Consider the following 24,460-nt stretch of genomic DNA (forward strand, 5'->3'; position numbering starts at 1 on the left):
CCTATTCTGAATAGTGTCGGTCAGTCCGGACAATAGCGTCCAAGTCAAATTTTCAATATAATAAGAACCCCCTATGGGATCGAGTACCTGTGCCAAAAAGGATTCCTCCCCCAAAATTCGACCTACCTGATGACTTACTTTGCTTTTAAAGCCGGTTGTTTCACCGACCCAACTTTCGTGTGGGTGTAGTAAGAGCCCGTCTACCCCGCCTAGAATGGCTGAAACGCTCTGTGTAGTATGGCGAATCAACGATTGATAGCCGTCCTCACCCTTTGGCGAACTCACCGCCAACACATAGTTCCCAGCAGGATGATTTTGCCTACCAAAAAACAAATTCAGCTGGTGAACCAAAACCTTCATGGCCCGAAGCAGGGAGATCTGAGTCAGAAACTGCTCCCCAACCGTAACCTGAACCATAAACGCAGGGCTCCATGCTGACATCGGTAGTGAAAGCTTGGTCTTCACCAACAAAAATAGGTCTAAGAGGGCGAGCAGGTTCTTCGTTGGTCGGGCGTCCTTGGGTAGGCCGACCCCCAAACAGCGAAAACGGGCTAATCCCAATAGGAACCGAAATCCCGACGACCTATCGAGCGAACCTTCACCCAAATGTCCGAGCTGTTGCCTAGTCCAGAGAATCCCCCCTTGGACTTCCTCCTTTGGATTGTCTTTGGCTTGTAGCCATCGCGAAAAGGTATCCAAAAACGGCAAGGGATCTCCGATAATCTTAATCCAAATCCCTACATGCTCCAACAAAACTCCCTCAAAAACCACATCCAAATCAGAGGATTCAGAAAGCGAAACCAGCAGGCCATCCACGCCGTCTGTCAGTGCAGCATGGATCGAGGCTTTCATACCGCGGTCGGGCTGCTCTCTTATCTCAATGATATTTTCCCAAGCTCGGGAGTTTGACTTGAATTCTCTGATACGGTTTTCATAAGGAGTTAAAAAGGGAATGGAATCCTTATGGGTATATACGGCGTCCACCACTAACCCTTCCTCTATTTCCACTTTTGCACGGGATAGATCCAGTCCTTCCGCTTGCATAAGTGCTAACCATTGCTCTTTATCTGTAGGCTGAAATGGATCATCCAATAGGCTCATATACGCAGGAAAACATTAAAAACAATACGCGGTGAGGACACTCACCTGTTCAAATGTACTCCTTTTGCCTGCTATTTCCGAGGATTCATGTGCTAAATATTCCTTGGGCAAAAGACAATCAGCTCGAAAAAAACAGTTTACTTTCGCAGCCATTGATGATTCTAGAAATCATAAATCAGGGGGTCAAAATTACACTAAATCTAGGTACGATTGAGGCAGAGAAAAAAATGAAAAATTAAAAACAGCGAATACATCAAATCAAGCGAGAAAGTAAAAAAGTCAAGTCAAAAAGGATTTTTTATTTTCTTTTCTTTTTAACAAATTTGTCTCCCTTCGTCGGTACGTATAGGGCGAATGAATCTTCTTAATGCGATTTTATTACAATGGGTGCAGAAGCAAGCGCGATATGGATGGAGTGCCTACGTGTAATCGAAAAACACGTTAACGAGCAAAGCTTTTCTACTTGGTTTACTCCCATAAACCCGGTGAGAATGGATGGCTCTACCCTGACTATCCAGGTGCCTAGCCAGTTTTTTTACGAATGGATTGAAGAGCACTATGTTGACGTGCTAAAACTTGCCATCAAAACCGTGATGGGGCCAAATGGTCAGTTGGAATATGCGGTGGTGGTTGATAGAGGAAATTCGCAAAACCAGCCCTATGTGGTCAGTTTTCCTCAGGGCAACAAATCGGCTAAAAAAATCAAAGAAAAACAGGCCGTAACTGCCGGCGAAGCCAATGATCAGAGTCCTTTTGATCTTCCCTCGTTAAATGCGGAAACGACCCTGCAATCCAACCTAATTGAAACCTATACCTTCAGCAATTTCATCGAGGGCGATTGCAACCGCCTGGCAAGATCCGCAGGGTTTGCCGTTGCCAACAAGCCCGGAATCACCTCTTTCAACCCCTTATTGATATATGGTGGGGTGGGACTGGGCAAGACTCACCTGGTGCAAGCCATTGGAAACGAAATAAAAAACAACCTAGACGACAAATTCGTACTGTACGTTTCCTCTGAGAAATTTGTGAACCAATTCTTAGATGCCATCAAGGATGGTAATGTCAAACCATTCACTAATTTTTACATGCAGGTGGATGTTTTGATCATCGACGATATTCAGTTTTTAGCAGGGAAGGGTCGTACCCAGGAGATGTTTTTCCACATCTTCAATCACCTGCATCAAAACAAAAAACAAATTGTGATGACCTCTGACTGCGCCCCCAAAGACCTTATGGGCTTGGAGGAGCGGCTATTGTCCCGGTTTAAATGGGGACTCACCACGGATCTTCAGATGCCGGATTTTGAAACCCGCGTGGCCATCATCAAGCGTAAAATGCAGAGTGAGGGAATCTCCATACCCGAAGATGTGATCGAGTACTTGGCCTATACTGTGGACACCAACGTGCGGGAGCTAGAAGGTGTCATGATTTCGCTGATCGCTCACGCTTCGCTGAACAGGGTAGATATCGACTTAAGCCTTGCCAAGACAATCATGAAAAACATTGTCAAAGACATCGAGGCAGAGGTAGGTATAGACTTTATCCAAAAAACCTGTGCAGATTATTACGATATCAAACTGGATGACCTCAAAGCCAAAACCCGGAAAAAAGAAATCGTAACGGCACGGCAGGTGGCTATGTACTTTTCGAAAGAATTCACAAACCACTCATTGAAATCCATTGGCTATCATTTTGGCGGCAGGGACCACAGCACAGTTATCCACGCCGTGCAAACTGTAAACGATTTGATGGAAACTGATAATTCCTTTAAAGCATCCATTACAGAACTTCGAAAGAAGTTTAAAATGAAATCTTACTAATTTTTCTGAGCAAACCCAATTAGCGGAAAACGGGCTGCCTCACGACCCCGTTTAACTCAGAAAGTGGAATGCCAATTTCGGTGATACCCATCACATAAGGTCCAATTTCATACGGATTAAACAGGAGCACAAAGTCCCCCTCAGAATAGCCCATCGCCTGCGGGAGAAAGAACGTTCCGTTCTCCAAGAAAAAACGCCCATCTTCTTCCAAGGAAACCCCTTCCTGTACATCATGATGAACCCTAAAAGCCTCCATACCCCGGATAGCCAACGCCTCTCTATCTAAAATCAAATCTTCGTTTTTAAGCCGGATTCCTCCGTGATCTAGGTCAAATGTCAACAAAACATGGGTGCTGTTTGGATGCGCTCCACCTGTGAAATAAAACGTAGTAAATTTTAACGTGATCAAATCACTGGATCGAAACACTTCGGTCCCATTCAATTCGATCATCCAATCCATACCGTTGTACCCATCGGTTTCGGCTACCTCGAATGAAGCCATAAAATGATCTATGGCCGCCTCAAAGTCTTCAAAGAAAAGACCATCCTCTCCCCAAGTGAGGGCAACGGACAGGAATTCCTCGATCTGAGAATTCATCGCTATACCAAGAGAGTCGCTGCCTTCATATCGTGGAAATGCAAGATCTACTGTCACACAGTTTTCCCCCACACACCTTTCGTAGTTTTTCGCGATGGTCTTGGGGACCTCAGGTCCATCTTTTGTCCCATCCATGCGGGAGTTTCCGGAACTACAGGAAACCAAGATGACCGTTGACATGAGCAAAAATCCCAAAAACCTTTCAATGACTATATGCATGTGTATAATTTTTTTTTCCAATCTGTAAGTTGCAATCCCTATCTATATCGAAAGATGCCGACCCAGTAGTGCAATGAGACAGCCTAAGTATGACTTTCACCTGTTGACTTTTAACCATCGGCATACCCATTTCATTGGCTACTTCAAAAACAATTCCATTAATCGATTAGCCGCTGCGATTGAGGATACCTGACCCTGTCGGACTTGCTCCCTTACTTGGGACATTTCCCTTCTGACTTCAGCATGCTCAAAAAAATGCCTTTCGAGCAAATACTGGAGCTGCTGCATCAACCAGTGCACCCGTTGCTCCGAACGGTTTGACTCCATGAAACCTGAGACGACGATTTGCCGAGTAAATTCGTCCAATACCAAAAGGACCTGATCCAATCCTTTGGCATCTTTCGAAGAACAGGCACATACCCGGGGGGTCCATCCGCTACGTTTTGGGGGAAATAGATGTAGCGCATTCACCACTTCTTGCTGGGCGATGCGGGCCGCGTGGAGGCGCTCTCCATCCGCCTTGTTAATAACCACCAGATCCGCCATCTCCATAATCCCTTTTTTGATTCCCTGAAGCTCATCACCTGCGCCAGGCATGGTCAACAGCACAAAAAAATCCACCATTTCCTTCACCGATACCTCTGACTGCCCCACTCCCACGGTCTCTACAAGGATTCGGTCAAATCCTGCGGCCTCACAGAGGAGCGAACTCTCTCTTGTGGTCGCTCCAATCCCTCCGAGCATCCCTTTAGACGGAGAGGGACGAATATAAGCAGCCGGGTTTTGGCTCAAAGCCTGCATGCGGGTCTTATCACCTAAGATACTTCCTTTGGTTTCCTGACTGCTAGGATCCACCGCTAACACGGCCACCTTATGACCAGCAGCGGTCATCAGCCCGCCCAAACCATCTATAAAGGTGCTCTTCCCTACTCCGGGCGCACCGGTGATCCCTATGCGTATTGAATTTCCCGTGTAAGGCATCAGCCGCTCCATGAGTCGTCCTGCTACCTGCTTATCAGACGCCAACGTGCTTTCGACCAAGGTGATCGCCCTGCTGAGTATGGTTCGGTCACCCGTCATGACTCCCTGAAGATACTCCTCCAGATCCATTCTTCTCCGAGGCCGATGTTCCAACGCCCCACTCATAGCTCTTCAAAAGGAAATCTTTTCAACCTTACCTCGCCCATGGGAGACTTTTCATACTGGCCTATACAGATTTTTTGGATTTCGTCCGGAATATGTGGATACTTGAGGTCCAATGCAATCTTCCCATCCAACCGTCCATTGACAAAGAAAACGCGTGTGATACCATACTTGGTGTGGGGCATGAAGTTACCATAGACCTCCATTTCTTCCCAATTACTCTCAGGTGTGTAGACAAGGTAAATTCTTACCACCGGTCCGGTATTGTTTTCATTCCGTTCGAAAGCAAGCTCCTCATACTGTCCGCTGAGATCTCCTACCCCAGGCTGGGAGACCGTATCGCTAATCACCCATGCCACTACGGCAACGACTACCAACAAGATCGCATAAAACAAATAATTCCTCCTCATGCTTTACTGTTTTAAGCGTTAAAAACTTAATTTCGAACAAAATTACCGAAATGGCATTCGAATACATCAAAGCACTGCATATAATTTTTATGGTCACCTGGTTTGCAGGGTTGTTCTATATCGTCAGACTATTTATTTACCAGCGGGAGTGCATGGATCGCCCAGAGCCAGAGCAGGCCATTTTGAAGCCCCAGTTAGACTTGATGGCCTACAGGCTTTGGTATATCATTACTTGGCCCTCGGCGATACTGACATTGATTTTCGGGACTTGGGTACTCAGTTACCGATGGGGGTATCTTGAACTTCCCTTTATGCAGGCGAAACTGGTATTTGTCGTTTTGCTGTATGCGTACCATTTCACCTGCCATGTCATTTTTAAAAAATTGCAACAAGGAAAATTTACCTGGAGTAGCGGACAGCTGCGTATGTGGAACGAAGCCTCCACTCTCCTGCTGTTTGCAATCGTTTTCTTAATCGTAGCCAAAACCCTGATGAGTATGGTCTGGGGAATTGTCGGCATCGTTGGCCTTGGAATAATCCTTATGCTGGGTATAAAGCTCTACAAAACCATTCGAACAAGGAACTAATACATACCGATCTTTGTCATTTCAACTAAACACGATACCCATGCGAAATCTGTGGCCTACCCTTGCAATAACGGCGTTGATTGGATTTTCATCCTGTGGCGGAGACAGCGGGAAGCTTCCAATACTTGGCAACAAATATACCGAAGAAATACTGGTAGACGGAAAACCCGTGGTTGATACGGTGTACCATCGGATCGCCCCTTTCGAATTCCAAAACCAAGAGGGGTCAACACTTTCCAGCAAGAACGTGGAAGGTAAAGTGTATGTGGCGGACTTTTTCTTCACAAGCTGCCCTACCATCTGTCCCATCATGAAAACTCAAATGCTACGGGTTTACGAAAGATTCCAGGATGAACCCGACTTTTTGATCCTCAGTCATACCATCGACCCGGAACACGATACCGTCGAATTATTGGCCGATTACGCCGTTCGATTGGGCGTACCCAATGCCCGTACCTGGAATTTTCTAACTGGTGATCAGGAGCGGATTTTTGAAATAGGTCAGACTAGCTACCTGACCACTGCGATGGAGGACAAAAACGAATTGGGAGGGTACCTACACAGCGGGGCTTTTGTATTGGTGGACCGCCAAGGAAGAATCCGCGGTGTTTATGACGGAACCAAGGAAGACCAAGTGGACCGTCTCATGAAGGATATCCCGAAACTACTGAACGAACATGTCTCCAGCTAGTCTTCGTTTTTTCTGGTTTCTCGGATTGGTTTGGGTCATGGGCTGTAACAGTAAGACACCGGAGGACCCCAAAAACCTAAACCGCATAAAGGACTTAAAAACCAAACAGTATGCGATTGCGGGAAGAGAGCTATATATCCAGCATTGCAGCAACTGCCATCAGAAAGACGGCGCAGGACTTGGATTATTGATTCCACCTCTAAAAAATGCTGACTACATGCTGGAGAATCCCGCTAGGAGCGCGCGCATTATTCGCTACGGGCTAAAGGGGGAAATCGTGGTGAATGGCCAAACTTACAACCAGCCCATGCCGGGAAATCCCACCCTTAAATCGATCGAAATCGCCCAACTGATGACCTATATTTTCACCAACTGGGGAGGCGAGGAAACGTTATACACCGTGGATGAAATCAATCAGTTTTTAGCTCCTTAAACCTCTTTGGTTACTTTTCCAGCAGTATTTCAGCCTGTTCCAAGGCTTTCTTAATATCTAAGTTTACAACGGCTACTTTTTTCTCCTGATCCTCTAGGTACCGGATCGCCTCACTTTCCTCCATGTCTTCCACCTTTGGATCAAACTGACGCATCCAGACAAACATCCCGTCATAAGCATCTGCACATGCCTTGGCGGCTTCCTCGAAGGCGGATACCTCTGCAGCATCTATACCCTGCTCCTTCAATTCCGCTGCTTTCTCCGTCAGTGACCGCTGATAGGTCTTAAGTTCACCCATCAAGGGCATCACTTCGTCGTGGACGCCGATTACTTCTCGCTTCAAGGCTTCCACCTGTGACTCGCCACCTCCACAAGAAGAAAGAAAAAGTGGACTCCATACCGCCAAAATTATCCAGATCGATTTCATTCTATTCTAGTACGTTTATCTTTGCACAAAGATAGTCAGATTGCCACTGACAACCCAGGGAGTATGGGAAATTCTCCGACAGACTAAACCATTTGAAATCACAAAAAAACCGCTATGAAGCCATTTTGTTTTGCCGGAGACCGGATCCTGGAAAGCCAACTTGCCAGCCTGCACCCCTTGGATATTGGATTGATTCGGGGATATGCTATTTTTGACTTTCTTAGGACAGTCCATTCCACCCCTCTTTTTTTGGAAGACTACCTCAATAGGTTTACTCAGTCCGCAGCCAGTGCCCGACTACCCTTGGCCTATGACAAAGCTGCTCTCAGGTCAATTATCGAAGAGCTCATCGACAAAAACCATCTTGAAAATGGTGGTATCCGCATGGTACTGTCCGGTGGAGTTTCAGAAAATTTCTTCAGTCCCGCCGAGGGAAAACTGTTCATATTTTGCGAACCGCTGAAGCTACCTGGACCTGACAAGTATGCCCACGGTGTAAAATTGGCCAGTGTAGACTACGTACGTCCCATTGCCGAAATAAAAACTACCAACTACACCCTGCCTGTTCTTTTGAGCACCGAATGGCAGACGCAGGGAGTAGAAGACGTGCTATACTACCATGAGGGAATCGTTTCGGAGAGTTCCCGAAGCAATGTGTTTATGGTCAAGGACAGCCAAATCTCCACTCCGGAAAAACATATTCTGAAAGGCATCACCCGTCAAAAAGTTATGGCTCTGGCACAGAAAGTTACTGTTCGGGACATTCGCATGGAGGAGATTTTGCAGGCGGATGAAGTATTCATTACCAGCACCACCAAGCGCATATTACCGATTACTTCTATAGACGATGCGGTGATTGGAAATGGTAAACCGGGCCCAGTAACAGGAGAACTTATGAAAGCCTTTGAACAGTTTGAGGCTGCGGCAATTTTATAGCGGGTGAAGGGTTAGTGCAGGTGGCTAAAAAAACAACAGCAACATACCACGAGGAAGCGAATAGACACCTTTTCTGTCGATCCATCAGGTCCTCTTTATCCAATACTGCTCCGACCGGCGGTTATGCCTATCCAAGCGACTGTTCATTAGGTAAAACCACAGCGGAGGAATAAGCGCCACGAGCATACTGCCCGGATACCCGGTAGGCAATTGAGGGCTTTCATCCAAATGCCGCAAAATTTGGTATTTCCGGGATGCCACGTAATGGTGGTCCGAATGCCGGGTGAGTTCAAAAAGGACAATCCTCCCCATTTCATGGTCTGAATTCCAGGAATGTTTGGGTACTACGCGCTCTGGTCTGCCATTGGACAGTACCCTCCTTCTCAAGCCGTAATGCTCGATGTAATTGATGGTCTCTAGCAACAAAACACCGATAAGAGCGATAGCCAACGCATAAGGAATCAAACTCCAACCGAAAAATGACGCCACAACCAACAAGTATACTGCTTGGTATACCGTAAATCGAATCATTTCATTTTGCCATGAGAAAATGGATCGTCCTTTTTTAATCAAACGTCTATTTTCCAACTCCCACGCGCCGAAGTATTGTCCCACGATGGAGCGAACGAAAAAGGCATACAGCGATTCATTTTTTCTGGCAGAGGCAGGGTCCTTATCTGTGGCTACATGTTTGTGATGACCTCTATTGTGCTCGATAAAGAAATGTTGGTACAGAACGGGCAGCAACCCCGCTTTGGCTAACAATTGCTCCCACTTATTGGCGCGATGCCCCAGTTCATGAGATACGTTGATCCCAAGTGCACCCAGTACCACACCGATACTACATGTGAGTCCTACCCGCTCGTAGGTTTCCAATCCACCCAACGCCAAACGGTTGAAGTAGAGGTATACCAATCCATAGCAAATCAGCGGGCAGAGGTACAAAAGGAGGTCAAAAACACGGTTGGATAGCCTTCGCTTTTCCTCCTCTTGGGTATAATTGGCTGTAGAAAAAGGAAGTACGATATCCAGCAACGGAAATATCCCGAATGCCAACACGACCGTAGCCCAAGACCACCATCCCTGCCAATGTATAGCTAGGATAGCCGAAACAGGAATGGAGTAAGCCAAAAGGTATTTCAGATCTTTCATTACAGGAAGCCTTTTGTCTGCCAAATTAGGTAGGAAAAGCCCTAATATAAAAAAATTTCAATTCGATAAAAACTGGATCTATTGCCGTATTTCTATCCTATGTTTGATGTCAAATAGCCAAAAATACTTCCCTCCGAAATTGACAGGCGAACTCCCGAATGATGCAAAACCTGATTCTGAAATACTAGTTAATCAGTTGGGCATCGGTGAGGATGTACATCAGTTTTTCCGGATCCTTGTCATTTAGCGTCAGTGTACCTCGAACTTTAACACGCTTGGAAGTGTACGTAATAGGGTTTTTCAACATCACTTCCATCACGGTTTCTGGTCCACCTGACCCACAAAAGAAACATTCCGCTAGCGGCAGAGAAGATAGAATGATGTGTTCTGGCTTAAACATACCCTCAAAAGGGATGATGTAACCATCTGCCTCGACCACTGTGCCTTCTATTTGTTTGATTTTCGGCCCAAAAACCGGCAGGTACAACTCTCCCCATTCGTCCTGTCCAATCTTATAAGTCACCTCAGATAGATCCTTCCAGACAGAATTTTGCGCAGAAAGGGCCGTACTCAGCATCATAGCGACTAAAAACCCCAATGTATATTTCATAGTTGTCATCGTTTCTACGTATTATTTGGTCAATTGATTTGCGATATCTGTTCGGTAGGCATTATAGGCCGGAATCAAAGAAGCCAAGACCCCAACACCTAAAGCAAACAGAACCAGATAAAGTTCCTCCTGAAGGAAGACATTTGCGCTAAGAGAAGACAAAGCCCCTTGGTCAAAGTTAAGAACCAGTAGCAGCAGAAAAAAGTGTCCTAAACCTAAACCCAACAAAGCACCGAGAAAGGTTAGCAACACACCCTCCAGTAGCACATGGAGAAATAACTGCCCTTTGGATGCCCCGATAGCCCTCATCACTGCCAAATCGTATTTTCGCTCCTTCAGTGAATTGTACAACGCAATAAATATGCCTAGCCCTGAAATAACAATGATAATAACGGCCAATCCCTGTATCAGGGTTACACCTACACCCAACAATTCAAACAACCGGGAAATTTCAAAAGACGGTGAGGCTGCCTGAAGCGAACTTCTGCTATTGATAAACCTAGGAAGCTGAACAGCCGCTATAGGATTGCTATATTTCACCAATAGAGAGGTAACTTCCCGGTCTTCATCGGTTTCCGGAAATCCCGTCTTCGCTACTGGACGGTGCATGATCTCATGGTCGTGGGCTTCATCGTGGGTAAACCAGACCGATTCGATACTGGTCAATATCAACTGATCTACCACACTGCCTTTCTTATCCAAAATACCCGTGACTACGTAATCGTGCTCGTCGTGGTCATGACTAGCAGAACCGATCCCGTGAGACCCGACAAAGGTGTCACCCAACCTCAAATTCAACTTATCTGCCGCACTAGCCCCCAAGACTACCTCAAATGGAACCTCCCAAGGTTTCCCTTCTTGAAAAGACACCTGATAGAGCTCCAGGTAATCGTGGTTGGTGCCCACTATCCGATATCCCTGAAAATTATCGCCCATTCCCAGAGGAATTACGTTTTTAATGAGGCGATTTCTGGAAACTCCCACGGCTTCCTTCAGGTCGATATTACCGGTCGGGAAATCGATGTGATAGACCGATGAAAGCACCAACTGCAGGGGACTCCCTTTTGCCCCCACCACCAAATCAATGCCCACAGCATCTTTGTTCATCTTATTCTCGAACTGATCCTGCATCAGGAGGAGTACCGTGATAATCGCCAATCCCAATGCAAGGAGAAGGATATTCAATCCAGTATTGAGTGGCTTTGCCACCAAGTATTTCCAACTCAGTTTTAGTAAATTCATGCCTTTCCGATGGTCAGGTGGTTTGAAATATGGTTTTTAACTCGCTGATCATGGGTGACGACGATCAAGGCTGCGCCCAATCGTTTTGCTTGGGCCTTCAACAAGCGGATGACGGCCTCTGCATTGGTATCGTCCAAGCTCGCGGTGGGTTCATCTGCCAAAATCACCAAAGGTTCATTGGCTAGGGCCCGGGCAATTGACACGCGTTGCGCTTCGCCTTCGCTCAAAGTGGTAACTTTTGCCTTCTTTTTGTCCAGGATACCGAGCTCTTCCAAATTTTTCTCTATCAGGTCTGACCTGTCTTTTCCAACGAAGTAATTGGCCACTTGGAGATTCTCTACGACGCTTAAAGCTGTCAATAAATGTGGCTTTTGGAACACGATTCCGATGTGTTTTCCGCGAAACTTATCCAAGGAGTTACCCTCTAGCCGGTAAAGTGATTTGCCGTTTATGGTAACTTCTCCCTTTTGGGGCTTGAGTAAGCCACCAAGGATATTAAGGAGGGTAGTCTTTCCGGAGCCCGACTGTCCGAGCACCAGGAGTTCCTCCCCAGGGCCCAGTTCGATGTCTGGAAGTTCAAATCTGGTGGTATCGTTATATGCAAATGCTAATTGGGTAGCTTTCAAAATCATGGCCATGATTACTTTATCGGGATTTCCAGGTAAAAAGTTGTGCCTTTATTGACTTCTGATTCAAACGACACCTCTCCACCAATTACCTCCACGCATTTTTTGACGATAGAAAGCCCAAGTCCGGACCCTTCCCGCAGCCCCACATTCTTTCCTCTGAAAAACCGGTCGAATAACTGCGCCTGTTCCGAAGGGGGAATGCCGATTCCATAATCCCTGATTTCTGCTTTTAATCTGCTTTCCTCTACCCAAACTTTAAATTCAACCATTCCACCGTCTTTGGAGTACTTTACGGCATTGGCAAGCAGATTCTCCAGTATTTGATAGAGCAGATCCATATCCGTCGTGATCATCTTGGGAAGCTTGTCAAACTTGGTATCGATTTTCACGTCGTTGTCAATACCCGCTTTCACCATGTCCACCACGTCCTTGAGGAAAGCTGCGGTATAGATCTTTACGGGCTTGTAGTTCATTTTATCGGCATCTGCCTTGCCAAAAAACAACACGCTGGTAAGCAGACTATTGAGACTCCTGACTGAATTTTCAATCTTGGTAGCGTGCTTACTGATCTTTGCCTTAAAAGGGTGATCCTTTTCGGCATACATCTGTAATAGCTGGGCAGAGCTGAGGATGGATGTGAGAGGGGTCTTAAAGCCGTGGGATACATTTTGAACGATTCTGGATTTCAACTCGCTGAGCTCGCGTTCTTTTTCGAGCGCTTTCTGTAGCTCTTTGTTGGCTTCATTCAAATCCGCTGTTCGCTGCTTTACCTTTTCCTCCAGCTCATTATTTAGATTCTGTAGCTCCTTTTCTTTTCGGTCTTTGAATATGGCCAACTCAATCACCATGTTCAATTCCCTGATATTGAAAGGTTTTATCACATACGCGCTTGGATTGGTTACCGCTACTTTTTGGAGGGTTTCCGTATCGGAACTTGCGGTTAGGTAAACCACGGGAATATTAAAGCGCTCGTTGATTATCTCCGTTGTCTTGATCCCATCCAGCTTCCCTGACAGATTAATGTCCATCATCACGATGTCTGCCCGCGTGCTTTCCAAAATCTCCAACGCCATCTCACCGGAGTCGGCCATTCCGATAATCTCGTGATGATTTTTCTCCAGTGCCTTTTTCAGCAAGAGCGCCGACACCGTATCATCTTCGGTAATTAAAATTTTCAGTGAGAACATAGAAGCAAAATTAGTGATAAATATTTACAGTGGAAATGATTAACTCCTCAGTGGCAGTTCTATTTCCACGGTGGTACCGACTCCCTTTTCACTTTGGATGGAGATTGTACCGGATAATTGGTCCAGCAAATGCTTGGTGACAGCAAGGCCTAGGCCGGAACCTTCAAATTTACGATCATAGCCTTTACTTTCCTGCTCAAAGGGAACAAATAGCCTATCCAGGTATTCCTTTCCGATCCCTATCCCTTGATCTGCCACTTTCAGCAGCAACTTACCGTCGTTCTGGTCCAACCAAACGGTGACCATTCCCTTTTCCGAATACTTGACCGCATTGCTAACGATGTGATTAACGATCATTTCAAACACGGAAGTTGGTATTTTTGCCACAAAGGGTCGTGCTAGGTACTTTACCGATAGCAATATACCCTTTTTGACGGCTGCTGCCTTGTGGGGCAGCAAAATCTTCGAAAGTAGTTCGTCTACGTTAACCTCTTGAAACTCGATACTTTTGGTGTCAGATTGAATCTTTGATAAATCTAGAATCGAATTGATCGTTTGGAGCAGGCGATCACCACTTTCCTTAATGATGGTAACTTGCTCGAGCAGATCCGGATTTCCCTGGTGATTTAGCAGGATATTCTCTGCACTACCCAAAATACCGTTTAGCGGAGTCCTGATTTCATGGCTCATATTGGACAATATACTACTTTTCAACCTACTCACTTCTTCAGCTCTTTCTTTTGCCAGGCGGAGGCTTCGCTGATACTCTTTTTTCTGGGTAATGTCCTTCATGATATTCAGGAAAAAGGGCTTTCCCTCGTAATCCACCTGCATGCGCGTGATGTAAACTTCAACCTCCCTCGCACCATTCTTAAAAGGCATGGTCATCTCCACGGTTACCCCATTGGCTTTGTCTACCCCTTTGGTCACAGTTTCCCGGTTCTTTGTATAGTATGCGGGATCGGTAAACATATAGGAAAGACCATTCTCGATCAATTCAGACTCATTCACTCCGGCCATCCGGCATAGGGCTGGATTTGCAGCGATGACGCGGCCCCCTACAACAGATAGCATCAGACCGTCTTCCGAGCTGTTCCACACGTTTTTGAATTGGTCTTCGGTTTTCTGAATCTCCTCTGTTTTTTGATTTAGATCGCTCTTCAGGACATCCTGATATTTGTATTGGACAAACAAAAAATTAAGCAAAATCCCCAAACCGACAAATAAAAGCACCACAATCCCAATAAACCAACCTTGCAAATAGTAAGGGTAATCCACCTTAAATGGATCGCTGTACACCACGTCGGATTCAAGCCCACCTCCCAAACTGGATTTTAGCAATAGCTGATAGTCCCCTGGCGGAAGATTATTTAAAAATAACTTGTTATCACGGGGGTTTTCGATTGTTTTCCACTCGCTGTGTAGCCCTTTGAGCATATACGATACCGTGAGTCGGGGCCAGGGAATGAAGCTAATAGCCCGATATTCCACCTGTACATTGTTGTAGGCATACGGGATGTTAGCGGTGGAAGAGGAGGTGAAGTAGTCCGAAATTACCGTTATGCGTTCCAAATAAGTCATGGGAGGTGTTTTTCGGACATAATCTTCCTCTGGGACATACACTGAAACCCCATTTTGTGTTCCTATAAAAATCCTTCCCGATTCGGTCAAGCACAAGGCTCCCCGATTGACTTCATTTCCTATCAGACCATTTCTCTCCGTGAAATGCCTGACTCCATCCGACGAAAGATGAATGATCCCGAAATTTGTACCCAACCAAACAGCTCCCGACGCATCCCGCTTCAGCGCATACACCGGATTTGTAAACGTCACCTCACCTAAAGCGTACGGCTTCAACGAATCTCCTTCCACGTAAAAAAGCCCCGACTCCTTTCCGATAAATAGTGTATCCCCTTTTTCCAGATAATCGTATCCAGATATCCGAAGGTGATGCTCGCTGCTTTTTAAAACCTGAGGATCAGAGACACCATCGTTGTCTAGAATCAACCATTTCCCTTTGTACTTGGCGATTTTTCGGATAAAATTTTTCACTCGATCCTCCTTCAAAAAAAGCAGGTCTTCTTCAAATGGAGTAGCCAGTCCGCTCGGACCCAATTTTGCCTTGAAAACCTTCTCGTTGCAAACTACATAGAGGTGATCATCGTCTATTTCCACATAACTCACAGGTATACTGCTTGGTAAAGGGAACTCTTTCACGAGTAGAGAATTCTCATCCAGTCGCATTACACCAGCCTGATAGGCGGAAAACCAAACACCCCCAAACCTGTCCCTGGTAAAATTCAACACCCTACTGAGAAGGGCATTTCGAGCCGATGAAAACGTAATTGTTTTAACCGCCTTTGTCCCCTCCCATACCTGCAATCCGTTGTTATATCCCAACACGTATCTCCCTGATCCCAAGCTTACAATGGCTGAAATATCCGTTTCGGGCAAACCAACATTCTTATCGAAATTCTGGAAACGCAGGCTTTCTAACAGTGTCATACCCCGATAGGTACCTATCCACACTTGTCCTTCTCTGTCTACCATACAGGATTGGACATTTACGACCTTTAGCTCATCGTAAACGGAAATCTGGCTGATCCTCCCAGACCTACCGGTGACCTTAAAAAGCTGGGAGTTGTAAAAAAAATAAACATCCGAACCGTACCTGTTCATTCCTGAGACATCCCTGACAGAATTGATTACCTCCGAAAAGCCTGAATATACCAACTCATCTGCCACCCAAAGTTCCTTTCCCCTGTAAAGACTATTTTTTTCCAGGTAATAATAGTAACCATCTGCCTCATTGTGTATTACCCTGACCGCATTCAGTTCCCGATCCCCAAACCCCGCAGAAATTGGTTCCAGGCTGCCTTGCTCGGCTACATATATCCCTTTTTCAAATAAAAAATAGCTAACCCCCTCTTTGGAAATAAAAAATGAGACAAATCGTCCAGCTTCGTCCGGGTCAACCCTAGCATGAAACAGCAGGTCTCCGCTCAGATTCTGAATAAGTACCTCGTAATCGATTGCGATGTTCAGTTGTTTAGAATCACCGGCACCTACTACCAGCATTTTAATACTAGGTTGAGCCATCGAGAAAGCCTCCACTCCCAACCCAACAGGTACCGTGTGCCAATCTCCCTCCGACATGTAGAAGAGTCTGGGCATCCCCCTGGCCTGGTAGGCCCACACCCATCCGTCCTGATCCACCAATACCTGCTTATGACCTCTTAGTGCGTGATTGATGGAATCGGGTATACTTTCTTCTTTGATTCCGTCCGAGTATTTGATGACCTTATCGGTAGCTATCCAAACAAATCCGTTGTGGTCTTGTTCGATAGCCATCACGTTCTCGCTGGACATTTCAAACCCCCTGATTTGCTTGGTCGATTTGAAGGTTTGTCCGTGCACAGAGCCAACAATCCAAAAAAGAAGAAGAAGGTGGGGTAAGGATTTGGTCATACCTTGCTGTTATAATTTTAAAATTATAAAAAGTTCTCTATTCTCTAAATTAAATTGATATTGTTTAGCAATTCTTTTTGTGAAAGGGTGTAAACTTCTAATTTTGTAGCAAATCTTTAAAAATCGCATTATGAGTGTATTAGTAAATAGCAGTTCAAAAGTAATCGTGCAGGGTTTCACCGGAAATGAAGGCTCCTTTCATGCACAGCAGATGATCGAATACGGTACAAACGTGGTAGGGGGAGTTACTCCCGGCAAAGGAGGCAGTACGCACCTGTCGAAACCCGTTTTCAATACGGTCGAAGACGCTGTAGTAGCCACCGGTGCAAACACATCCATTATTTTTGTACCTCCGGCATTTGCAGCTGATGCGATTCTTGAGGCAGCGGATGCTGGCATCAAGGTAATTATCACCATTACTGAGGGTATTCCGGTCAAAGATATGATGAAGGTGAAGCCTTACGTAAAGAAAAAAGGTGCTAGACTCATTGGCCCTAACTGCCCGGGTGTTATCACACCAGGTGAAGCCAAGGTCGGTATCATGCCCGGATTTGTGTTTAAGCCCGGCCGGGTAGGGGTAGTATCCAAATCAGGCACACTTACCTATGAAGCGGCGGACCAAATCACCAAGGCTGGATTGGGCGTTTCTACGGCCATTGGCATAGGAGGTGATCCCATAATCGGCACTTCTACCAAAGAAGCTGTTCAATTGCTTATGGAGGACCCCGAAACGGATGCTATCGTGATGATCGGTGAAATCGGAGGCAACTACGAAGCAGACGCAGCCCGATGGATCAAAGAAAATGGCAACAAAAAGCCCGTTGTTGGGTTTATCGCTGGACAAACTGCCCCAGCAGGCCGAAGGATGGGCCATGCGGGCGCAATCATCGGTGGCAAAGACGACACCGCTGAGGCTAAAATGAGAATCATGCGGGAAAACGGTATTTACGTGGCCGAAACCCCTGGTGAAATAGGTGAAGTAATGGCTAAAGCACTGGGTGTAGATGCTTAATAAGCCATGAATCACTGACATATTTATGCTGGTTAACGAGCTTCGTTAACCAGCATTTTTTTTACCAAAAAACAATTCCACCTACCCAGTCAATTGAGCCTGCCGGCTGCCTATTTTTCTCCATTCATCAAAAGCTCGTTGAATCAAATCGATTATTTACCTATATTTTCGGGAACATTCATGGCAAATGGATGGCTAAAAATTTGGATATATGAGGATAACAGGCTATTTCGCAGGGTTATTTCTTACGTTTTTTCTTAGCTTCACTGCAAGTGCGCAGGAAACGCTGAGTTTTACGAAGGATATCATTCCTGTATTGCGAAACCATTGCTATTCCTGCCACAACGTAGGCAATCCAAAAGGAGGCGTAAACCTGGAAATCTACGAAGAAGAAGGCAGGGTGATCAAGGATGGGCAATTTTGGCTGAAGGTTATCGACGAAGTCAAAGGGATGGCCATGCCGCCGAGCAATAAGCCCCCCCTTTCTGCCGATGAATACCACACACTCGTGGACGGCGTGAACGGCATCTTGATCAAATCTTTGGAAAACAAAACACCCGGCAAGGTGGTGATTCGTCGGTTAAACCATACCGAGTATTCCTATACGGTCCTTGATTTGACGGGTATACACTTCGACGCGAAGAACCGCTTTCCCTCCGACGGATCTGGAGGTGGTGGATTTGATAATCAAGGACGTGCGCTATTTTTCACGCCTCTGAAGATGGAACGCTATTTTGATGCCGCCGAGGAAATTGTGGAAACGCTCTATGAGGATAAAGATAAGTGGCGACATGCCGTGCCCATCGCGTTCCGAGTGAGCCTTTGGGATCGGATAATTGACTGGTTCAAATCACTGTTTAACAAGGACTATGATCCGGAAATCCGGGTAACTGAAGCTGCCGAACAGGTCATTTATCCCTTTGCCAGCAAGGCTTATCGCCGATTCTTGAAATCTGAAGAAAAGGAAAAGCTAACCAACCTCTTCCAGCAGGTATATTCAGCCAACAGCTCGATGAATAACCCCGAGCGATTCGACCGAAGTATGGCCGAAGTTTACAAGGCAATTTTGATCGCGCCGTCCTTCCTTTACAAAATGGAAGAAGAACCGGACCTGGAAAGGCCCGTACCGCTCAATGATTTTGAAATTGCCACCCGCTTGTCGTACTTCCTTTGGTCCAGTATGCCGGACGAGGAACTGTTTCAGCTAGCCGCTGAAGGAAAATTGCAGTCCGAAGAGATCTTGGATCAGCAAGTGGACCGCATGCTGGATGACCCGAAAGCACTGCGGTTTTCCGAATCCTTTGTCAGTCAATGGCTGGGAATCACCAAACTAAAGGATCCCAACGCTCCCTTAGCCGATGCAGGCAGGTTTCCGCAATTTACAGAGGCAATCAAGGACGCCATGTACAAGGAAACCACGGCTTACTTTCACCATGTATTGACGGAAGGAAACAACTTTCTGGATTTAATAAACAGTGACTATACCTTTGTCAATAAAGAACTTGCAGGTTTTTATGGACTTGATGGTGTAGATGGCGACGATTTCCAGTTGGTTCGGGTAACAGACGGAATCCGAGGCGGACTACTAGGTATGGGAAGCGTACTGACGGTTACCTCACTTCCTACCAGGACAAGTCCGGTATTACGAGGTAAATGGGTCATGGAAGAAATACTGGGCACCAGCCCTCCTCCCCCGCCACCAGATGTCAGTGAACTTCCCGAAGATGACGGATTGCACGAAGACTTGGGATTGCGGGCCCTGCTGGAGCGACACCGATCGGATCCAGCTTGCCAGTCATGTCATGAAAAAATGGATCCATTGGGTATAGGGCTCGAAAATTTCGATGCGGTGGGAAAATGGCGTGACAGCTATGGAAATATCCCCATCGATCCTTCCGGTGTACTTAGCACCGGCGAGCAGTTTGCCGGACCAAAGGAACTGAAGCAACTGCTGATGGCTGACAAAGAAAAGTTTGCGCGAAATATTAGCCGTAAATTTCTATCGTACGCAGTAGGTAGAGGAGTGCTGTTTTCGGATGAAATAGCCATTCGGGATTTGACGGAGAACCTGTTGACCCATGATTTTCATCCAAAAATATTTATCGGGGAGCTGGTTAAAAGCTATCCATTCCGAATGAAGATTAAAGATTTTCAAAAACGATCCACCGAAATTTAATACCGGGCAGCAATTCTCCATTTGAAATATCGATTTAACTAGCTAACTTGCTCATTAGCACTAGTCATAACCCAATCAACCCTCACGGAAATGAGAAAAAAGTGGCATATCTCCAGGCGAAAAATGTTAAAAGGTGTAGGTGCAGCAGTGGCTCTTCCTTTTTTGGAAGCGATGTTTCCACTCACCGCCTCCGCAAGCACCCATCCGCAGTTCCCGGTAAGGTCTGCTTTTATCTTTATGCCGAACGGTGTGCATCCAGACCGCTGGACCCCCTCTGGTATAGGGACGCACTTTGAGCTTTCGCCTACCCTACAGCCACTGAAATCTCTGAAAGATGATATATTGGTCCTTGGCCAGATGATGAACAAAAACTCCATATTTCAGGGTGCAGATGGTCACTATGCCAAGGATGCCAACTTGTTGACCTCTATGCCCATCACCAAAACCGCCGGAGACAATATCAATGCAGGAGGTATTTCCGTTGACCAACTCATTGCTGAGCACTACAAAAACGAAACCTTATTCCCCTCCTTAGAATATGGGCTAGACCGAATTGCAACGGGAGTGGACATCAACGTGGGCTTTACCCGCCTGTATGCCTCCAGCATTTCCTGGAAAAACCCCACCACACCACTTTCGAAAGAAATCGATCCGCGACTTGCGTTTGATCGCCTGTTCAAGTCCTTCGTAGATGGTACGCCAAAAGGTGAAAACCCGCACAAGCACAGCATCCTGGATGCAGTAAAAGAGGATGCCAAGTCGCTTAAAAACAACTTGGGCCGATCTGATCAGGATAAATTAGAGGAATACCTCGAATCCATCCGCTCCATCGAAAAGCGTATATCCAATCAGAACAATATCAAAGATTTTGAGAATAAAATTACCCCCGATATCCGCAAGGAGTTAAATCGGCTCCACATCAATATCGAAGAGTATACCGAACTGAATGCCGGCATAGACATCACCGAAAAAACCAGACTCATGTACGACATCATGGCTTTGGCACTATGGAGTGACGCGACCAGGGTGCTGAGCTTTATGTACGGCAACTCCGTAAGTAACCGCAATTTCTCGTTTTTGGACGGGGTAAGTGGCGCACACCACTCGCTATCGCACCACATGAACAACGAAAGCAACTTGGAACAGTACGACCGCATTACCAAATGGCACTTGGAACAGTACGGATACTTCTGCGAAAAACTAAAATCTATCAAAGAAGGAGACCGTACGCTCCTGGATAATTCCCTGGTGATGTTCGCTTCTGGCTTGCGTGACGGCAACCGACATTCTCCGCGAGACCTACCTATCATTGTAGCCGGCCGAGGCGGGGGTAAAATTAAAACGGGCCAAAACCTGATTTTTGAGGACAACACTCCGCTGGCAAATTTGTATGCTACATGGATGCAAACGGTGGGAATGAACACCACGAAGTTTGCAGACAGCACCCGAACCCTTCACGAAATTTTAGTTTAAGCTTGGTCAACGAGGTGTTATTGCATTGAACCTTCAGGGAAGGCTTGTATTCTTATGACAAAATCCAACTTCAATGATTCCCCAAATGCCGGAAAAAACAGTAGTTCCGGTATCTGGGGATTTCTCATACCGCTGTTGCTGGCGGCACTTATTCTCGGTATACTTTTTCTTCCATCTTCGTTAGGCGACGCTTCTTCTCTGTTGGTCTTAGCGGGAAGGTTTCATCCACTGATTCTTCATTTCCCCATCGTCATCATCATCCTGACCGCTGTGTTTGTCCTTATAGGGAGGCATCAGCCGGCATTTACACACCCAACCTTGGTCAAAGTACTACTGACCCTGGGCTGTTTCACAGCGTTTGGGTCCGCAGTTGCCGGGTATCTCCTATTTGCCTCCGAAAACTATACCGGAGAGACGGTTCAAAACCACCTGTACGGGGGGATTCTAACAGGCTTAGGCATCTGCCTGACCACGGCCTATTACTTTTACCAAGACGGGAAGTCTAACGAGGCCGCAAAAAATCCCGTTTTTATCACCCTTTTGTTGCTTACAAATTGGGCACTTGCCTATACCAGCCACATAGGCGGATCGCTTACCCACGGACAGGATTTTCTATCCGAACCCCTGTCCCACTTGTTGCCCCGAAGTACCGTGGCTCTGAAACCTCAGGAAGAACTGCTAGTCTACGAAGATGTGATTCATACCATCCTCAATTCCAAGTGCCTGAACTGCCACAACGACAACAAGACCAAAGGAGACCTGCTAATGACTACTCACGATCAGTTGTTAAAAGCTGGGAAAAGCGGAAAGTTCGCCCTTGTTCCGGGCAATCCTGCAGAAAGCGAAATGCTCGTTCGGGTGCACTTGCCTGTCTCAGACGATGAACGCATGCCTCCAGAGGGTAAACCCGGCCTTATTGAAGAAGAAATAAAGTTAATTACTTATTGGATTGAAAATGGTGCGGAAAAGGAACTGCCCATCATACGACTACTGGATGACGCGTCCATTGCGACCACCTTACAGACCCTACTGCCCAAGGTGCAGCTAGCCCAACAGCGGATGAGTTTGGAAAGAGAGGCATTCGATAAAGTTGTTGCTGAGTTGGACAAGTTGGCTTTGAAACTGAACGTTCAGATCGAACGGGATCCAGAAGCAGAGGGCTCCTTTTTTAGGCTTCGTATGAACTTCCCACCAAAGCGATTCTCCAATGCAGAATTACTGGAATTGGAACCCTACTTCGCCTATTTTTCTTCGGTTTCCCTTGCCTCTGCGGATATCTCAGACGACGAGTTGTTCTTTATCGCCAAAATGGCCAACCTCCAGCGGCTATTCGTCCAAAAAACACGGATAGACGGCTCTGGGCTTCCATACTTCCATACACACCAAAAGCTGGAAACTCTTAATATCTCCTTTACCCCCTTGATTCCGGGTAACATATTCCATCTGCTGGACATACCTCAACTGAAGCAGGTCTATATCTTCGGCACGCCCGTGAAGTTGGATATCATTCAGGCGTTGCAGACCTATCGGCCGGATATCACCTTCCATATCGAAGAAGGTCCACTTTTTCAGTAAACAGAATAGTACACCTACCGCAATAAACCGTATTATTGTAACGTAAGAAAAAAATAGCCAATAAAACCACTGAGTATGCGTAGAGCCATTTTTCAACGAAGTATCCAAACCTTGTTTCTCGTTATTTTCTCGCTGGCTATGCTGGCGTGTCAGCCAACCGCCACGGAAACACCCGTGGAAAACGGAACCCCACCTTCGGACCCCTTACGCGACTATATAGCGCATGTAGACCCGGCCACGTCCTACGAGATGGTACACCATGCCGAAGCGGAAGGATACGATTACTATGTGATTCGTTTGGAATCCCAAAACTGGCTTTCCGAAAAAGAGGTGACCGAGACCTTATGGTGGCACTGGGTATCCTTTGTGATTCCAAAAAAATTAGAGCATGAGACCTCTTTTCTCATGATTTCGGGCGGTAGCACCAACACGAAACTACCCGAAAAACCGGACCAGATGCTGGTAGAAGCTGCCCTCGCCACAAACTCCACGGCGATCAAAGTACACAATATCCCCTTTCAGCCGGTGACCTTCGTCGGCGATACCGTTGAGGGACGGGTGGAAGACGGGCTGATCGCCTATGGATGGAGAGAGTTTATGGAGCGCGGTGCCAAAGACGAAGATGCTGTTTGGTTAGCGAGACTTCCCATGACCAAGGCTGTAATACACGCCATGGATGCGGTGGTAGATTATACCGGAAAAGAACTGGGACTAAACCTTGGAAAATACGTGGTAGCCGGAGGATCGAAACGAGGATGGACCACCTGGACCACCGCCGCCATGGACGACCGGGTCGTCGGTATGGCGCCGATCGTGATCGATCTACTTAACCTCGTGCCTTCCTTCCAACATCATTGGAGAAGCTACGGATTTTGGGCACCTGCGGTAAAAGATTACGTGCGGGAAGGTATTATGGACTGGATGGGCACCGAAGAATACGACAGGCTCTTGGAAATTACTGAGCCCTACTCATTTATCGATGTGTATAAAGACCTCCCCAAATTGTTAATCAACGGTTCGGGAGACCAATTCTTCCTGCCTGATAGCTGGAAATTCTACTGGGACGATTTGTCGGGTGAAAAGCATCTTGCCTATATCCCAAATGCCGGACACTCTCTGGATAACTCGGATGCCATGCAGATTTTACTGGGCTTCTACAAACGGATTCTTCAAAATCAGCCCCGCCCGGAGTACGCGTGGGAGGTGACCGACACCCATATCAACCTAACCGTAGATACGCAAAATCCTCCGGTGCAGGTAAAACTGTGGGAGGCACATAACCCCGATGCCCGGGATTTCCGCATCGACGTGCTGGGCCCAAAATGGATAGATACGGTTATCCCATTGCAAGAAAATGGCACCTATCAAATCGCTATTGAAGCTCCCGAAAAAGGCTGGAAAGGACACTTCGTAGAGCTCACCTATGCTGGAAATACCCCCATAAAGGTAACCACCGGTGTCAAGGTATTACCGGAAACTTATCCCTTTGAACCCTATAAACCGGAAACGCCAAGGGGTACTCCAAAAAAATAAAAAGTATCCATTAAAAGCTGTGCAGGAATCAAATCCCG

At 46.5% G+C, this 24,460-nt stretch carries 20 protein-coding genes and 1 pseudogene; 10 read left to right on the plus strand and 11 right to left on the minus strand.

The features are described 5' to 3' along the window. Nucleotides 1-21: 21 nt before the first annotated feature. Nucleotides 22-1,101 (minus strand): annotated as a pseudogene (locus tag JJU34_RS21865) (methylmalonyl-CoA mutase family protein); the annotation flags it as partial. 383 nt (nt 1,102-1,484) lie between these two features. Here JJU34_RS21865 and dnaA point away from each other — a divergent pair. Further along, on the plus strand, nt 1,485-2,921 hold the full coding sequence (gene dnaA, locus JJU34_RS14885; RefSeq protein ID WP_228693190.1) for a chromosomal replication initiator protein DnaA: 1,437 nt from the start codon (nt 1,485-1,487) through the stop codon (nt 2,919-2,921). A 19-nt stretch (nt 2,922-2,940) separates the two neighbouring features. Here the strand turns inward: dnaA and JJU34_RS14890 are convergent, their stop codons facing one another. From JJU34_RS14890 to JJU34_RS14900, 3 genes are all read right to left on the minus strand, one after another. Further along, nucleotides 2,941-3,738 (minus strand): DUF3298 and DUF4163 domain-containing protein, encoded by a 798-nt coding sequence (locus tag JJU34_RS14890; RefSeq protein ID WP_228693191.1) that lies wholly within the window; start codon nt 3,736-3,738, stop codon nt 2,941-2,943. A 138-nt stretch (nt 3,739-3,876) separates the two neighbouring features. Then, entirely contained in the window at nt 3,877-4,884 is a 1,008-nt protein-coding gene (meaB, locus tag JJU34_RS14895) for a methylmalonyl Co-A mutase-associated GTPase MeaB (RefSeq protein WP_228693192.1), read from the minus strand. Continuing rightward, nucleotides 4,881-5,291, minus strand: coding sequence for a hypothetical protein (locus JJU34_RS14900; protein ID WP_228693194.1), 411 nt, complete (start codon nt 5,289-5,291; stop codon nt 4,881-4,883). Before JJU34_RS14900 ends, meaB begins: the two co-directional genes overlap by 4 nt. Nucleotides 5,292-5,341: 50 nt before the next feature. Between JJU34_RS14900 and JJU34_RS14905 the strand changes: the two genes are divergently transcribed. Genes JJU34_RS14905 through JJU34_RS14915 form a run of 3 tightly spaced genes read left to right on the plus strand, consistent with a single transcriptional unit; the run spans nt 5,342 to nt 7,002 of the window. Next, nucleotides 5,342-5,878 carry a CopD family protein gene (locus JJU34_RS14905; protein WP_228693195.1) on the plus strand — a complete coding sequence of 179 codons (537 nt, stop codon included), beginning with the start codon at nt 5,342-5,344 and terminating at the stop codon, nt 5,876-5,878. A gap of 40 nt (nt 5,879-5,918) precedes the next feature. Then, on the plus strand, nt 5,919-6,569 hold the full coding sequence (locus JJU34_RS14910) for an SCO family protein (RefSeq protein WP_228693197.1): 651 nt from the start codon (nt 5,919-5,921) through the stop codon (nt 6,567-6,569). Further along, nucleotides 6,556-7,002 (plus strand): cytochrome c, encoded by a 447-nt coding sequence (locus JJU34_RS14915; RefSeq protein ID WP_228693198.1) that lies wholly within the window; start codon nt 6,556-6,558, stop codon nt 7,000-7,002. The genes JJU34_RS14910 and JJU34_RS14915 overlap by 14 nt, the downstream gene beginning before the upstream one ends. A 10-nt stretch (nt 7,003-7,012) precedes the next feature. On the opposite strand, the gene JJU34_RS14920 is transcribed toward JJU34_RS14915, so the two are convergent. Next, nucleotides 7,013-7,429: a hypothetical protein gene (locus tag JJU34_RS14920; protein ID WP_228693199.1), complete on the minus strand. Its 417-nt coding sequence runs from the start codon at nt 7,427-7,429 to the stop codon at nt 7,013-7,015. Between the two features lie 114 nt (nt 7,430-7,543). Here JJU34_RS14920 and JJU34_RS14925 point away from each other — a divergent pair, with 114 nt between their 5' ends. Continuing rightward, a complete protein-coding gene (locus tag JJU34_RS14925; protein ID WP_228693200.1) occupies nt 7,544-8,365 on the plus strand; it encodes an aminotransferase class IV in 822 nt (273 codons plus the stop codon). Nucleotides 8,366-8,449: 84 nt separating this feature from the next. On the opposite strand, the gene JJU34_RS14930 is transcribed toward JJU34_RS14925, so the two are convergent. The 6 genes from JJU34_RS14930 to JJU34_RS14955 all read right to left on the minus strand — a co-directional run bounded on the left by JJU34_RS14930 (nt 8,450) and on the right by JJU34_RS14955 (nt 16,653). Then, on the minus strand, nt 8,450-9,517 hold the full coding sequence (locus JJU34_RS14930) for an alkane 1-monooxygenase (RefSeq protein ID WP_228693201.1): 1,068 nt from the start codon (nt 9,515-9,517) through the stop codon (nt 8,450-8,452). A 184-nt stretch (nt 9,518-9,701) separates the two neighbouring features. Further along, the gene (locus tag JJU34_RS14935; protein ID WP_228693202.1) at nt 9,702-10,127 is read right to left on the minus strand and encodes a hypothetical protein; all 426 of its coding nucleotides are present in this window, start codon (nt 10,125-10,127) and stop codon (nt 9,702-9,704) included. Nucleotides 10,128-10,148: 21 nt separating this feature from the next. Continuing rightward, complete coding sequence (locus JJU34_RS14940) at nt 10,149-11,369, minus strand: FtsX-like permease family protein (protein ID WP_228693203.1); 1,221 nt, start codon at nt 11,367-11,369, stop codon at nt 10,149-10,151. Continuing rightward, entirely contained in the window at nt 11,366-12,001 is a 636-nt protein-coding gene (locus JJU34_RS14945; RefSeq protein WP_228693313.1) for an ATP-binding cassette domain-containing protein, read from the minus strand. Before JJU34_RS14945 ends, JJU34_RS14940 begins: the two co-directional genes overlap by 4 nt. Before the next feature lie 8 nt (nt 12,002-12,009). Next, nucleotides 12,010-13,185 (minus strand): ATP-binding protein, encoded by a 1,176-nt coding sequence (locus tag JJU34_RS14950; RefSeq protein ID WP_228693204.1) that lies wholly within the window; start codon nt 13,183-13,185, stop codon nt 12,010-12,012. A gap of 39 nt (nt 13,186-13,224) precedes the next feature. Beyond that, the gene (locus JJU34_RS14955) at nt 13,225-16,653 is read right to left on the minus strand and encodes an ATP-binding protein (RefSeq protein WP_228693205.1); all 3,429 of its coding nucleotides are present in this window, start codon (nt 16,651-16,653) and stop codon (nt 13,225-13,227) included. Nucleotides 16,654-16,783: 130 nt separating this feature from the next. Here JJU34_RS14955 and sucD point away from each other — a divergent pair, with 130 nt between their 5' ends. The 5 genes from sucD (at nt 16,784) to JJU34_RS14980 (ending at nt 24,422) form a co-directional block, all read left to right on the plus strand. After that, complete coding sequence (gene sucD / locus JJU34_RS14960) at nt 16,784-17,665, plus strand: succinate--CoA ligase subunit alpha (protein WP_228693206.1); 882 nt, start codon at nt 16,784-16,786, stop codon at nt 17,663-17,665. 211 nt (nt 17,666-17,876) lie between these two features. Beyond that, nucleotides 17,877-19,841 (plus strand): DUF1592 domain-containing protein, encoded by a 1,965-nt coding sequence (locus tag JJU34_RS14965; protein ID WP_228693207.1) that lies wholly within the window; start codon nt 17,877-17,879, stop codon nt 19,839-19,841. 90 nt (nt 19,842-19,931) lie between these two features. Beyond that, complete coding sequence (locus tag JJU34_RS14970; protein ID WP_228693208.1) at nt 19,932-21,314, plus strand: DUF1552 domain-containing protein; 1,383 nt, start codon at nt 19,932-19,934, stop codon at nt 21,312-21,314. A gap of 54 nt (nt 21,315-21,368) precedes the next feature. Then, a complete protein-coding gene (locus JJU34_RS14975; RefSeq protein ID WP_228693209.1) occupies nt 21,369-22,889 on the plus strand; it encodes a c-type cytochrome domain-containing protein in 1,521 nt (506 codons plus the stop codon). A 75-nt stretch (nt 22,890-22,964) separates the two neighbouring features. Next, a complete protein-coding gene (locus JJU34_RS14980; protein WP_228693210.1) occupies nt 22,965-24,422 on the plus strand; it encodes a PhoPQ-activated pathogenicity-related family protein in 1,458 nt (485 codons plus the stop codon). The last annotated feature ends 38 nt before the right edge of the window (nt 24,423-24,460 follow it).

Origin of the sequence: Lunatimonas sp., assembly GCF_020832325.1 — a bacterium.
Lineage (GTDB): Bacteria > Bacteroidota > Bacteroidia > Cytophagales > Cyclobacteriaceae > Lunatimonas.

Coding starts and splice junctions, on each gene's coding strand:
- dnaA (WP_228693190.1), top strand. CDS start 1,485: ATGGGTGCAGAAGCAAGCGCGATATGGATGGAGTGCCTACGTGTAATC.
- JJU34_RS14890 (WP_228693191.1), bottom strand. CDS start 3,738: ATGCATATAGTCATTGAAAGGTTTTTGGGATTTTTGCTCATGTCAACG.
- meaB (WP_228693192.1), bottom strand. CDS start 4,884: ATGAGTGGGGCGTTGGAACATCGGCCTCGGAGAAGAATGGATCTGGAG.
- JJU34_RS14900 (WP_228693194.1), bottom strand. CDS start 5,291: ATGAGGAGGAATTATTTGTTTTATGCGATCTTGTTGGTAGTCGTTGCC.
- JJU34_RS14905 (WP_228693195.1), top strand. CDS start 5,342: ATGGCATTCGAATACATCAAAGCACTGCATATAATTTTTATGGTCACC.
- JJU34_RS14910 (WP_228693197.1), top strand. CDS start 5,919: ATGCGAAATCTGTGGCCTACCCTTGCAATAACGGCGTTGATTGGATTT.
- JJU34_RS14915 (WP_228693198.1), top strand. CDS start 6,556: ATGTCTCCAGCTAGTCTTCGTTTTTTCTGGTTTCTCGGATTGGTTTGG.
- JJU34_RS14920 (WP_228693199.1), bottom strand. CDS start 7,429: ATGAAATCGATCTGGATAATTTTGGCGGTATGGAGTCCACTTTTTCTT.
- JJU34_RS14925 (WP_228693200.1), top strand. CDS start 7,544: ATGAAGCCATTTTGTTTTGCCGGAGACCGGATCCTGGAAAGCCAACTT.
- JJU34_RS14930 (WP_228693201.1), bottom strand. CDS start 9,517: ATGAAAGATCTGAAATACCTTTTGGCTTACTCCATTCCTGTTTCGGCT.
- JJU34_RS14935 (WP_228693202.1), bottom strand. CDS start 10,127: ATGAAATATACATTGGGGTTTTTAGTCGCTATGATGCTGAGTACGGCC.
- JJU34_RS14940 (WP_228693203.1), bottom strand. CDS start 11,369: ATGAATTTACTAAAACTGAGTTGGAAATACTTGGTGGCAAAGCCACTC.
- JJU34_RS14945 (WP_228693313.1), bottom strand. CDS start 12,001: ATGATTTTGAAAGCTACCCAATTAGCATTTGCATATAACGATACCACC.
- JJU34_RS14950 (WP_228693204.1), bottom strand. CDS start 13,185: ATGTTCTCACTGAAAATTTTAATTACCGAAGATGATACGGTGTCGGCG.
- JJU34_RS14955 (WP_228693205.1), bottom strand. CDS start 16,653: ATGACCAAATCCTTACCCCACCTTCTTCTTCTTTTTTGGATTGTTGGC.
- sucD (WP_228693206.1), top strand. CDS start 16,784: ATGAGTGTATTAGTAAATAGCAGTTCAAAAGTAATCGTGCAGGGTTTC.
- JJU34_RS14965 (WP_228693207.1), top strand. CDS start 17,877: ATGAGGATAACAGGCTATTTCGCAGGGTTATTTCTTACGTTTTTTCTT.
- JJU34_RS14970 (WP_228693208.1), top strand. CDS start 19,932: ATGAGAAAAAAGTGGCATATCTCCAGGCGAAAAATGTTAAAAGGTGTA.
- JJU34_RS14975 (WP_228693209.1), top strand. CDS start 21,369: ATGACAAAATCCAACTTCAATGATTCCCCAAATGCCGGAAAAAACAGT.
- JJU34_RS14980 (WP_228693210.1), top strand. CDS start 22,965: ATGCGTAGAGCCATTTTTCAACGAAGTATCCAAACCTTGTTTCTCGTT.